The organism is Chitinophaga varians (assembly GCF_014529945.1).
Classification (GTDB): domain Bacteria; phylum Bacteroidota; class Bacteroidia; order Chitinophagales; family Chitinophagaceae; genus Chitinophaga; species Chitinophaga varians.
The window spans coordinates 418925-432148 of record NZ_JACVFB010000004.1 but is presented as its reverse complement, the minus strand read 5'-3'; the positions used below and the strand labels follow the sequence as shown (position 1 = coordinate 432148).

Here is a 13224-nt window from a genome sequence, read left to right as displayed (position 1 = left end):
GTACTATGACTGCCTTAAAATCCCTGATGTCTATGATGTTACTGTGTACAACGTTACAGCTGTCCGCACAGTTCTTTCAGCATAAGTCAACCCCGGAAGAACTCTATAAACAGGCGGTCCAGGAAGCCCGCCAACAACATTACAACAAAGCTATTGAGCTGTCGCAACAGGCGTTGGCCAGGCAGCCCGATTTTGTGGACCAGCAGCTGTTGCTGGGTAAGTTGTACCTGCAAACGAAACAGTACGACAATGCACGCAAATACGTTCAGCAGGTGATGGCTAAAAGTCCCCGGTACCGTGATGCCTATAGTTATGCCATCAACATAGAGTTGTCTACCGGTCATTACGATGAGGCGCTGAAATATACCGAGCAGGCGTTGAATTATTTTCCCGGGAGCAAAGACCTGATGTTGAAGAAGCTCAGCATTCTGGATGCACAACATAAAGTCATGCAGGCGGATAACTATGCCGGACTCATGTTCACCAAATACCCTACCGACATGGTTATCAGGAAAGCCTATATCGAACATCATCTGGTAAGCGGCCGCTATTATAAACAGACCGGCAATACCAATATGGCCCGCAAAAGTTTTGACAAAGCGCTGGAAGCAGACCCACTGAATGACGAGGCCAAAGAAGGCGGGCTGGCAGCCGATTTGAAAGGCAGCCGGTATACCAGTGCCCTGGAGCAGGTCAACAGTGAGTTGTCTGTCAATCCGGGTTCCTACAACCTGCTCATGCGCAAACTGGGTATTTTACAGGACATGCACGCCTATACGGAGGCCTTGTCCGTATTGCAGGAAATCATCCGCAAATATCCGGGCGACAGTAAGGCCCGCTCTATGGAGAGTACGTTGCGCATGGAAGCGGCTCAATATTATACTAACGCCGACCCCTACTCGCTGTATCAGTCAGTATATGAAAGAAGCCATAGTCGCGATGCGCTGGAGAAACTGATAGGATACAGCATGGCGCGGGGTTCCCGGCAGGAGGCGATGGACTGGATCAATCAGGGTTTGCGCAGCAGCCCGAACGACCACCGTTTGCTGACTTTAAAAACGGATATGCTGGAAGAAGACAAAAAATATAGCGCTGCCGCCGAACTGGCCACCAAACTGTATCAGCAGTCGCCCAATCCGCAATTGAAAGAACGGTTGACAGGGCTGCAATTGAACAGTGGCCGCGATTTTCTGGCCGACCAGCAGTATGAACAGGCATTGACCGCATTGGAGGCCGCGCGGAAACTCAGTCCCAATAACACTGCCGTACTTGACATGCTGGCCAATACCTATCTGTCGCAGAAAGACAGCAGTGCAGCGTTGGACATCCTCAGCCAGGCTATAGCCTACGAGCCCAACAATGAGCGATTGAAGCTGAAGAAATCCAGTCTGCTTGCCGGCAGTGGCAAGCACGAAGAAGCCGCCAGCCTGATGGCCGATCTGGCTACCCGCAACCCTGACGATCCGCGCTACAAGGCTAATCTGGCAGATATCCGTATGACCAATGCCAGAGGGCTGATGCAATCGGAAGATTACGACCCGGCCAAACAGCAGCTGGAGCAGGTGCTCACGGTGGAGCCTTCCAACAAAGACGCGCTGAATTATATGATCAATCTGCAAAGCGCTACCGGCCATCTGAACCGCGCGCTGATCTATGCCAACAAGGCGCTGGAGTTTTATCCTGATGATCGTGACCTGTTATTGAAAAAATCTTCCGTGTTGTATGATATGAAGGATTATAGCGGTTCTTCCGCCATCACGCAGCGACTCATGGAAAAGTATCCTTACACCGTTAAATACAGAAATGCATTTATGACCAGCCAGATGGCTGCCGGACGGACATATCAGCAGCATCAGCGGTCTGACAGTGCGCTGATAGCGTATAATAGTGTGCTGGTCCTCAATCCGAAAGATACGTTGGCCTTATTGTATTGTATCAATATCAATAATGAGCGGCAGGATTATGATATCGCGCTGGCTTATGCCGGAGAAGGCCTTCATCATTATCCCGGTAATGAAACGTTTATGCTGAAGCGGGCCGTCACCCTGGAGAATAAAAAGGACTATGCCGCCGCAGCAGCCGTGATGGATTCCGTGGTGCAACTTGATCCCAGCACGCCTAACAGGGATTACCGGTATATGCTGGAAAGCAAGACGCTAAAGAACCAGTTTGCCCTGTACTATCTGAATTCTTCTTATGACTTCTCCGATAACAAGTACAATATTGCTACTGTAGAATACCGGCATTATTTCAGGAGAGGGTCTTACGCATTGCGGGCCAATTATGCCGGAAGGCAGACGGGCAATGGGATACAGGGAGAGGCAGAACTGTATTACACGCATAATCCATCGTTGTATTCTTATGGACTTCTGGCTTTCTCTGATTACGTAGTGTTTCCCAAAGTGCGGGCAGCCTATTCCATTTTCAAGACCTTTCATAATCAGATAGAACTGGAGCTGGGCGCCCGTTATCTGAATCTTGACAGCACCAACAGTTTCACTGGTGTTACTTCCATTGCGCGTCCTTTCGGGGATTTCTGGGTGAATCTGCGGGCATATTTTATCAGCGAGTCTTCCGACTTTTATACCGCCTTCAATCTGACCACGCGGTATTATATGAACAACCGGCAGGAATTTGTAACGCTGATAGCCGCTATTGGTACTTCTCCGGATGACCGTAGCCGGTTGATCCGGTTCCCGGAGCTATCCGGGCTGTTGACCCATAGCGTGGGTACCGGTTATCAGAAGGTGATCCGGTACCGCACCACAGTGGGGCTTTTCGGTACCTGGATCAATCAGAAGATCACCAATACCGATTATCAGAACCAGTATGATATATACCTGGTATTCCAGCGTAAGTTCTGATTACACTTTTAAAATATGTAAAATACTCATTTAAAACACTTTAAAATAAAATATTCAAAATTCCTTTCTGTTCATTTGGAAAATAAACACCGTTCAGTATATTTGCAGCGTAAACATTCTCACATGGGCATTGCAGAAAGAAAAGAGCGTGAGCGGGCAGATATGCGCAGGCGCATTGTGGACGCAGCGATCAAGATGTTTGTGGAAGAGGGTTACGAAAAGGTATCTATCAGAAACATAGCGGACAAGATAGAATACAGCCCTGCCACTATTTACCTGTATTACAAAGACAAAGACGAGCTGTTATACGACGTGCAAAAGGAAGCTTTTGCGACGCTGGCGGAGCATTTTGCCCGCAACCTCACCGCGGCGGATCCGCTGGAGAGGCTGGAACAACTGGCGTGGGCTTACGTTGGTTTTTACCGGCAGAATCCCGAGTTGTATGATTTGATGTTCATCATCAAAGCACCGATGAACGCAGAAGGAGAAGAGGAGAAATGGAAAAACGGCGATTCTGCTTATGATGCGTTGTACCACCTGGTAGCGGAATGTGTGGAGAAGAAAGTGATACGCTTCAAAGACCCGACCATCGCCGCGATGTCTATCTGGGCCTTTGCGCACGGCCTGATCAGCCTGGACCTTCGTTCACGGCTGAAGGTATGCAAGTTGCCGGACAAAACGCTGAATGTAAGTATCGATGATTCTATCAGGGCATATCTGGATGTAGTCAGGTGTTGAGGTGGCATGATATGAGGCAGAGAACGACTACCGGGATGAAACATCGAGCATTGAGACTAGTTGTTGATTAAGACGTGGAGGTGAAACTTCGAGAAGGGTTGAGATCGGCCATTGATGATGAAGAGATGAGAGGTGGGAGCTAAGATCAAGTGTTGAGCTGTAACACGTGGAGGTGAAACGTCGAGAAGGGTTGAAGTCGGCCATTGATGATGAAGAGATGAGAGGTTGGGAACTAAGATCAAGTGTTGAGATGTAAGACGTGGAGGTGAAACGTCGAGAAGGGTTGAGGTCGGCCATTGATGATGAAGAGATGAGAGGTTCGGAGCTAGGATCAGTGTTGAGCTGTAAGACGTGGAGGTGAAACGTTGAGAAGGGTTGAGGTCGGCCGTTGATGATGAAGAGATGAGAGGTTGGGAACTAAGATCAAGTGTTGAGATGTAACACGTGGAGGGCAAATGCTGAGATCAGCTGTTGAAATCAGCATGAAGGCATTGAGTGAAACGCTAAGCATCGAGATCAGCAATTGACGTAAGACGCGGAGGAGGGTGAAGTGCTGAGAATTGAGACCAGCTGTTAAGATCAGCAATTGATAGGACATGAGGTAACACGTTGTGAAGTAAGACGTTGAGAGAAAACATATTGCGCTGCCCCCAGGCAGGTAAAAGGCCCTTGGGCCTTTTTAAAGCAACAGCATTAAACACTGTTCAGTATATAAACATTGACAATCAGAGCCCTTGGGGCTTATTTTTTTCAAGATAAATAAACACCGTTCATTATGTCAACAATCATCACAAAAGGAGCAATGTTAATACCATTGCTGGTAGCAGGATTCGGTGTGATGGCCCAATATGCGGGGAAAGGAATTCCTCCTCAAAACACACTGGTGGCGGCACCTGGCGCCTCACACTCCACTATTGTTGGCGTGAGGGCGCAAACCGGGAAAAACGGCACTACCATGAAAGATGCGCCGGCGGCGGCATACAGCACATCACAAGGTGCACCAGTCCACGGTGCAGCGGTCCGGTATGCAGACTCCGAAAACTCCAAAGGAACTCCCGCAGCGGCATACAACACGCCGCCAGAAGCACCTGCCTATGGTGCAGCGTTTCAGTACGCCGACAAAGGAGCCACCAAAGGAACTCCCGCAGCGGTATACAACACGCCACCAGAAGCACCTGCCTATGGTGCAGCTGACCAGTACGCAGATAAAGGGAACGCCCCCAAAGGCACACCGGTCGCCGTACACGAGACATCGCAGGCAATCCCCGCTTATAGCGCGACAACACATCCGGCAACGCCACGCCATGAAGACAGCGCCACCACCCGCTTTGAACACGGCGACGGTATGCTCGACGAATACATCCGGCAGGCATTCATCAACAACAAAGGCCTGAAAGACCAGCGTTTTCAGCTGGACAAATCACTGGCAGCCCTGCAGGAAGCCAAAAGCCTCTTTGGGCCGAACATCACTTTCATGGGCAGTTACACCAAGGCCGGCGGCGGCCGCACCATCGATATGCCCATTGGCGACCTGCTGAATCCGGTATACTCCAGCCTAAACCAGTTGACCAACAGTCATCAGTTCCCACAGGTAGACAACGTGTCCGTATTACTGAACCCCGACAACTTCTACGATGCCAAATTCAGGACCAGTCTGCCTTTGATCAATGCTGAGATATATTACAACCAGAAGATCAAAAGGGAAGACATCACCCGGCAACAAGCAGCCGTTAATGTGTACAAACGGCAGCTGGTACAAGACATCAAAACCGCCTACTTTCAATATTATCAGGCATCGCAGGCGGTAGCCATCTATCGCAACGCCCTCTCCCTGATACAGGAAAGTATCCGCATCAATGAGAGCATGGTGCGCAACGGCGTCCGCAACAACACCGCCTTATACCGCTCGCAGACTGAAAAGGAGAAAACCGATGCCTCCATCAGCAAGGCGCTGAACGAACAACAGAATGCCCAGGCGTATTTCAACTTCCTGCTGAACCGCGACCTGAACGCAGACATTGCGCTGGACAGCAGCCTGCTGATCAACCTACCTCCTGCCCTTGCTGTTGGTAACATCAGCGGAAGAGAAGAACTACAACAATACAAAAGCGCTGCTACCGCGTACCGCCTAAACGAAAAAATGCAGAAAGCCTATATCATCCCACGGCTGAGTACCTTCCTCGATCTGGGATCACAATCTACCGCCTTTCGTTTCGATGATAAGTCGCGCTACTATCTCTTTGGCGTAAATCTCGAATGGACCTTGTTCGGCTCTCATAAATACAAATACCGTATTAAGCAAGCCACGCTGGACATACAAGCTATCGAGAACGCCACCGCGCAAACAACAGATGCTTTACAGCTGCAATTGTACCAGGCCGGTAATAACTACCGGACCGCTTTACGCAACCTGACTACCGCAGAAAGCCAATTGTCTTTCGCACAGCGTTACTACCGCGATCAGCTGAAGGTGTACAAGGAAGGGCAGCTGCTGTATATAGAGCTGGTGGATGCACAAAACCAGCTTACACAGGCACAGTTGCAGATGGCCGTATCACAGGCCGCCGTACAAACAGCTTACGCGGGTGTAGAACGTGCACAAGCTTCTTACAATATCGAATCCGTTCAACCATAAAAATATTTCCATGAAAAATAGTTTCCTTTTCCTACCGCTCTCCCTGCTGCTGTTTGCCTGCGGCGATAAAAAGACAGCTGCCAGCAATGCAGACAGCACTGATGTGATACCGGTAAAGGTGATGCCATTGGAAAAACGCGGCAGCGCCGTGTCCATCCACGCATCCGGGCAGTTCACCACCGACGATGAGGTGAATCTGTCTTTCAAAACCAATGGCATCATTCACACCATCCTCGTCAAAGAAGGCGATGCCGTGCATAACGGGCAGTTGCTGGCCACCCTCAACCTGACCGAGATAGATGCACAAGTGCAGCAGGCACAACTGGGATTTGAGAAAGCACAACGTGACTATCAACGTACGCTTAATCTGCACAATGACAGCGTAGCTACCCTGGAGCAACTACAGAACAGCAAAACAGCGCTGGACATCGCCAAACAACAACTCAGCTCCGCTCAGTTCAACAAAAGCTATTCCGCTATCCGCGCCACACAGGACGGCTACGTGCTCCGCAAACTCGCGAACCCCGGCCAGTTTGTATCCGCAGGCACCTCCGTATTACAGATCAACGGCGCCCGCAGCGCCCACTGGCTACTCCGTATAGGCGTTACCGACAGGGAGTGGGCACAGGTCAGCACCGGCGACAAAGCTACCGTTGAAACCCCTTCCCTGCCGGGTGAAACTTTCACCGGCACCGTCACACGCAAATCCGAAGGCATTGATGCCGCCAGCGGCACCTTCGTGATCGATGTACAGCTCAGTGGCAGCAAGCCCGCCGCCATTGCCACCGGTATGTTCGGCAGATGCCACATCACCTCAGGTGGCACCGGCGGTGGTACTGCCTGGAGTATTCCCTACGCTGCCCTGCTCGACGGCAACGGCAACAGCGGCTATGTATTTGTGACCAACGACAATAAAACCGCCCGTCGTATCCCTGTCACCATCGCCGGCATGGAGAAAGACCAGGTGCTCATCAGCCAGGGCATGGAACAGGCACAGGCCCTGATCATCTCCGGCAGCGCTTACCTGAAAGACGAATCCCGCATCCGTATCATCCAATAACACTATCATCATGAAAATATCCGGTTATGCCGTCAAGAACTACCAGTTCACCCTCGTCATCTTCCTGATGATCGTTGTGCTCGGCATCACAACCATTCTCAATATGCCCCGCTCCGAAGATCCGGAGATGCAGGCGCCACAATTTACCGTAGTGGTCATCTACCCCGGTACCAGTCCCAAAGACATGGAAGATCTCGTAGTAGACCCGCTCGAAAAAGATATCTACGGCCTCGCCGATATCAAACGGCTGCGTACCGCCATCAGCGATGGGGTGGCCGTACTACGCGTGGAATACAAATACGAATCCAACGTAGACCAAAAATATCAGGAGCTGGTCAGGGAAGTCAACAACAAAAAAGCCTCGCTGCCCGCCGACATCTATAGCATAGAAGTAAAGAAACTGGAGCCTTCCGATGTGAATGTGCTACAGGTAGCGCTGATATCAGAAAATGCTTCGAGAGATAAGTTGCGATATTATGCCGAAAAATTACAGGAAGACCTGGAAAAAGTTTCCAGCCTAAAAAATGTGAAGATACATGGCCTGCCCGACCAGCAGGTACGCGTAGAACTGGAACTCGACAAAATGGCGCAGCTGCATCTTCCGGCCAGCACCGTGATGGCGGCCATCCAGGGAGAAATGGCCAATATCCCCGGCGGCAGCATCGATGCGGGCGACAAAAGCTTCAATATCAAAACCAGCGGCAACTACAAAAACATCGACGAAATCAGCAACACAATTGTTACGGCCGCCAATGGCAAAAACATCTTCCTGAAAGACATCGCACGGGTATATTATGGTTTTGAAGATGAGAAATATTTCGCACGGCTCAACGGGCACCGCAGCGTCAGCCTATCGGCTGCACAGAAAGCCGGTGAGAACATCAGCAAAACACAGCTGCTGTACAAACCGGTAATAGCACAGTTTAAAAAGACGCTGCCCGCCAACATAGACATGGTGCAATATTTTGATCAGGCTGAAGCCGTGAACCACCGGTTGAGCGGCCTGGGCAAAGACTTCCTGATCGCCATCGCACTGGTAGCGTTTACCCTGTTGCCGTTAGGTCAGCGGCCGGCACTCATTGTGATGATCTCTATTCCGTTATCGCTTTCCATTGGTGTGGTATTGCTGCGACTATTCGGCTACAACCTGAACCAGCTCAGCATCGTAGGCCTCGTAGTAGCACTCGGTCTGTTGGTAGATGATAGTATTGTGGTGATTGAAAACATAGAGCGCTGGATGCTGGAAGGACATTCCAGAATGGAAGCCACCCTGAAGGCCACTTCTCAGATAGGCATGGCCGTTATTGGTTGTACCGCTACGCTCATCATTGCTTTTATGCCACTGGTGTTCCTGCCGGAAGGCAGCGGCGACTTTATCCGCAGTATGCCGCTGGCAGTGATCTTCAGCGTACTCGCTTCCATGGTGGTATCGCTCACGATCATTCCTTTCCTGGCCAGCCGCCTGCTGAAACCACACAGTGGCAACCCTGATGGCAATATCTTTATGCGCCTTTTGAAAAAGTTGATCCATGGCAGTTATGCCAGGCTACTGGATAAAGCGTTGCATCGTCCGGTGCTGACCATTCTGGTGTCTCTCCTGCTTTTCGGCGGTGCTATGGTGCTGATGAAAGCAGTGGGATTCGGCCTCTTCCCCGCTTCGGAGAAGCCGCAGTTTCTGATCAATGTGCTCACACCGCCCCAGTCGAACCTCGCCTATACCAACAGCATTGTGGAAAAACTGGAGAAAGCGCTCAAACAGGAGAAAAGTATCCGTTATGTGGCCAGCAACATCGGGAAAGGTAATCCCCGCATCTATTACAACGAAGTACAGGAAAATGAGCATAGCGATTATGCACAGCTCTTTATCCAGCTGGACCCCAATACCAGTCCGGATGACAAACTGGCCCTCATTGAAAAACTCCGCAAAAAATGGACGCCTTATCCCGGCGCCAAGGTAGAAGTGAAGAACTTTGAGCAGGGCCCTCCCATTACCGCTCCGGTGGAAGTAAGGTTGTTTGGCGACAACCTGGACACATTGCGTACACTGGCCGGACGGGTGGAAAGGATGCTGGAGAAAACGCCCGGCACCATCTATATCAATAATCCGGTCAGCACACTGAAATCAGATATCCGTGTGAACATCGACCGTGAAAAAGCGCAGCAGCTGGGCATCCCTACCGTCAATATCGACCGGGCAGTACGTTTAGCCATCGCCGGTATTAATCTGGGCAGGTATAATGATGAAAACGATACCGATTACGATATCCTGGTCACCAAACAAAAAAGCGGCAAACCCACACTGGACGTATTCAGGGACCTGTATGTCAACAATGCGGCCGGTACCGCCATTCCGCTGTCGCAGGTAGCCAGCGTGAAACTGGAGACGTCACCCTTAAGTATCAATCATCAGGAGAAAAACAGGCTGGTGGCGGTAGGTGCCTTTGTAAAAAAAGGATTTCTGCCCGACCGTGTGATCAATGATGTGATCCGGCAGATGGACCAGTTGCAGCTTCCGAAGGGCTATACCTACGAAATGGGGGGAGAAGTGGAAAGCAGGAACAATTCTTTCGGTGGTTTTATGAGTATCATCATTGTGACCATCTTCCTGTTCATTGCCGTGCTGGTATTGGAGTTCAAAACTTTCAAGAGCACACTGATCGTGCTGTCCGTAATACCGTTAGGGATTGTGGGCGCGGCCGTGGCACTATGGCTGACCGGCAACTCCCTCTCCTTTATTGCCATCGTGGGACTGATAGCCCTCGCGGGTATTGAAGTGAAGAATACCATTTTACTGGTGGACTTCACCAACCAGCTACGCACACAGGGCAAATCACTGGAAGAGGCTATACGGGAAGCTGGTGAGATCAGGTTCCTCCCGATTGTGTTAACATCACTGACCGCCATCGGGGGACTGATACCCATTGCTATCTCTACCAATCCTATGATTGCGCCACTGGCCATTGTATTGATAGGAGGGCTGATCAGCTCTACCCTGTTATCGAGGATTGTTACGCCGGTAGTGTACAAGCTGATTCCCCCGAAAATAGTTGCTGAGCAACCGGTATCCCCGGAGCATAACGGCAACGGACATGGGCATCAGCTGTCTATTCCGAAGGAAGCGGTGCTGAATTCGTAATTCTTCCTTATTTTTGGGACTATTACGATTACTACCACCATTTCCTCTGAAAATTTGTTCTTATGAAAAGAAACATCCTGGCGTTTATCGCAGTCATGTTGACGGTATGCATTAGTGCACAACAATCGCAGGCACAGTTAAAGCGATTCAGTATCGGTCCTTATGTAGAAGGCGGGTTTCCTACCGGTGATTTCAGCAACAGCCACAAGTCTGGTTTCGGCGTAGGGCTGGGTGCTGACGTAAAACTGGTGGCCGGTCTGACCGCAGTAGGTTCCGTCGGTTTTATGTATTTTAAAGGTAAAAGCGATAACAACATCAGTTATGCTTCTGTGAAAGCCATACCGGTAAGACTGGGCCTTCGTTACAATCTGATATCTATCCTGTATGTAAAAGCAGAAGGTGGTACTGTCAACTTCACCGGTGACTATAACAATGGTATGGGTGCGTTGTTCGCTCCCGGCATTGGCATCCGCTTACTGGGCCTGGATGTGGAAGGTAAATATGAAGCCTGGTTCAAAGATGGCACCCATGGATTCTTTGGCCTGAAAGCAGGATATAATTTTTAAATGTAGTCATTTTGATATCTGGCGATTGACGTCATTTATTAACGTGTATATCATTGGGGCTGACCGGAAAAGGTCGGCCCCAATGTTTTTTTATCCCTTCCGTTGCCGAAAATGCCGGTATGTTAACGTAACCGGGCATATGTATTTTAACTTGAAAATTTTAATTCCACCTATTTTATTTACATTTATACCAAACTTACGATTGTTAACGCCCGGATCATTAGCAGTTCTAATTACTTCTGGCCAATATTTCATACTGCCAGGCTCTCCGCAGGGAAAATGTTTAATACTGTATCTTGAATTGAAGTAAAACGTATTTGATTTCGGGTAACCCTCATAACATGCATAAAGTGTTGTATTAACCATAAAAAAATCCACTGTATGTCCCAGCTCACTGATACTATATTTAGTATAAATGGTAATCCCATACCACAGTTCAGCGCCTTTTCACTTAAGCAGACCATATTTGATCATCATCAGTTTGAATTTATCTGTCCGGCGCAGACAATTGATGGTATAACAGGTATTTTCAATTCCTCACGGGAAATGATCGGTGCTGCATTTGGAGCGCATATATCCGGTATCGGGCTTAAAGGAGACCTGCTGTTTAACGGCATTGTCACCAGTGTGGAGACCTGCCGTGTTAACGGCGATTACGGAGCCGTTATTATTTCCGGCTATAGCCCTACCATCATGCTGGACAGTGGCCCACACTGTAAAACATGGGAAAACAAATCACTGAAAAACATTGCACAGGACGTGTTGAAATATTTTCCACAGAACCAGCTGGCCGCCAAAGTGGACCCTTTGCAGAAAGAGCCTTTTGAATACGTGGTACAATACAAGGAAACAGCATGGACATTTTTGCAAAGGCTGACCGCAGAAAGCGGAGAATGGATGTTCTGGGATGGCCGTAGTCTGATTATCGGTCCACCGCCCGGTGACACCAAAACCAAACTGGTATACGGCAGCTCCCTCAGTGACTTCAGCATCAACCTGAATGCCCGGCCGGCGCAGATGCAGTATATGGGCTGGGACTATCACAACAGTGAGTTATATACCAGTCTGCCTAAAAGTGAAAACGTAGGCCAGAAAGCGGGGCTCAACTCCCTGGGCGAAAAAGTATATGAAAAAGCGCAGGCTGTATACAGTACGCAGCCTAAGCAATGGAATTTCCGCTTTTCCAGTAGTAAAAAACAGCAGGACGATATGGCCACGCTGTACAACGCGATGGAGAGCAGCAAAATGGTGCGGCTTACCGGCAAAAGCGGCCATCCCGGTGTAGCAGCAGGAGCCAGGATCGACATCAGCGGTAACAACGTATTCAATGGCGACGCAGAAGAGTTTGGAGAATACCTGGTGACTTCCAGCCATCATTATGTGGACACCAAAGGAGAATACAGTAATCATTTCACCGCTATTCCGTCTTCCGTTAAACTGCCGCCGGTGGCCATTCCGGAAGCGCCGGTCTGTGAAGCCCAGAGCGCTATTGTAACCGACAACCACGACCCCAAAGGCCTGGGCAGGATCCGTGTGAAATTCCACTGGATGAACGGCGAAGAAAAAACGCCCTGGATAAGGGTCACCACGCCTCATGCCGGCGGCGGGAAAGGGATGTTCTTTATCCCCGAAGCCGGGGAAGAGGTGATTGTTGGCTTTGAAGGCGACAGTGCCATCAGACCTTACATCATCGGCGCCGTGTATCACGGACAGGCCAATAACAGTTTCGGCAACGCCGCCAACGATATCAAAGCACTACAAACCAGGAGCGGGAACAAAATTATCCTGAATGATAAAGATGGCAGCGTATTGGTGGAAGACAAAGATGGTAATCATATGAAGATGGACGGCGCCGGGAATATCACGGTTAAGAGCAAAGTAACCATTGCCCTGATATGTGGTGAAGGGGAAAAAGGCAAAAGCTCCATCACTTTAAATAAGGAAGGAGAAATTATGATCGCTGCCGAAAAGGACATCATGCTGAAGGCGAAGAAAGTGTCCGGCGTAGGTTCCGAGATGGTATCCATGGGATCCGGGACTGTTAACGGGAATGATTTCAACGGTTCCGGATTTTCGATAGAACCGACACAGATCAATATCGGCGCCAAACAAAAATGCAGTATCGCTTCCAAAGAAGAGATGGAAGTGGGAACAGCCGGCAAACTCACTATGCAGGCAGGCGGTGAGTCTTTTCTTGTAGGTTCAAAAGTGAATATCAACTAAGG

General features: G+C 49.7%; 7 protein-coding genes. All 7 read left to right on the top strand.

Going from position 1 to position 13224, the window contains the following annotated elements; translation table 11 throughout:
* Positions 1-5 precede the first annotated feature (5 nt).
* The 7 genes from ICL55_RS21935 to ICL55_RS21905 all read left to right on the top strand — a co-directional run bounded on the left by ICL55_RS21935 (position 6) and on the right by ICL55_RS21905 (position 13222).
* The gene (locus tag ICL55_RS21935) at positions 6-2864 is read left to right on the top strand and encodes a tetratricopeptide repeat protein (protein WP_188101365.1); all 2859 of its coding nucleotides are present in this window, start codon (positions 6-8) and stop codon (positions 2862-2864) included.
* A 123-nt stretch (positions 2865-2987) separates the two neighbouring features.
* Positions 2988-3602, top strand: a complete 615-nt coding sequence (locus tag ICL55_RS21930) for a TetR/AcrR family transcriptional regulator (protein ID WP_188101363.1) — start codon at positions 2988-2990, stop codon at positions 3600-3602.
* A gap of 775 nt (positions 3603-4377) precedes the next feature.
* Complete coding sequence (locus tag ICL55_RS21925) at positions 4378-6237, top strand: TolC family protein (protein WP_188101361.1); 1860 nt, start codon at positions 4378-4380, stop codon at positions 6235-6237.
* A 10-nt stretch (positions 6238-6247) separates the two neighbouring features.
* Positions 6248-7297 (top strand): efflux RND transporter periplasmic adaptor subunit, encoded by a 1050-nt coding sequence (locus ICL55_RS21920; protein WP_223151544.1) that lies wholly within the window; start codon positions 6248-6250, stop codon positions 7295-7297.
* Between the two features lie 10 nt (positions 7298-7307).
* The gene (locus tag ICL55_RS21915; protein WP_188101358.1) at positions 7308-10433 is read left to right on the top strand and encodes an efflux RND transporter permease subunit; all 3126 of its coding nucleotides are present in this window, start codon (positions 7308-7310) and stop codon (positions 10431-10433) included.
* A gap of 62 nt (positions 10434-10495) precedes the next feature.
* Positions 10496-10999 carry a hypothetical protein gene (locus ICL55_RS21910; RefSeq protein ID WP_188101356.1) on the top strand — a complete coding sequence of 168 codons (504 nt, stop codon included), beginning with the start codon at positions 10496-10498 and terminating at the stop codon, positions 10997-10999.
* Between the two features lie 381 nt (positions 11000-11380).
* Positions 11381-13222, top strand: coding sequence for a type VI secretion system Vgr family protein (locus ICL55_RS21905; RefSeq protein ID WP_188101354.1), 1842 nt, complete (start codon positions 11381-11383; stop codon positions 13220-13222).
* Positions 13223-13224 lie beyond the last annotated feature (2 nt).

Coding starts and splice junctions, on each gene's coding strand:
- ICL55_RS21910 (WP_188101356.1), top strand. CDS start 10,496: ATGAAAAGAAACATCCTGGCGTTTATCGCAGTCATGTTGACGGTATGC.
- ICL55_RS21935 (WP_188101365.1), top strand. CDS start 6: ATGACTGCCTTAAAATCCCTGATGTCTATGATGTTACTGTGTACAACG.
- ICL55_RS21925 (WP_188101361.1), top strand. CDS start 4,378: ATGTCAACAATCATCACAAAAGGAGCAATGTTAATACCATTGCTGGTA.
- ICL55_RS21920 (WP_223151544.1), top strand. CDS start 6,248: ATGAAAAATAGTTTCCTTTTCCTACCGCTCTCCCTGCTGCTGTTTGCC.
- ICL55_RS21915 (WP_188101358.1), top strand. CDS start 7,308: ATGAAAATATCCGGTTATGCCGTCAAGAACTACCAGTTCACCCTCGTC.
- ICL55_RS21930 (WP_188101363.1), top strand. CDS start 2,988: ATGGGCATTGCAGAAAGAAAAGAGCGTGAGCGGGCAGATATGCGCAGG.
- ICL55_RS21905 (WP_188101354.1), top strand. CDS start 11,381: ATGTCCCAGCTCACTGATACTATATTTAGTATAAATGGTAATCCCATA.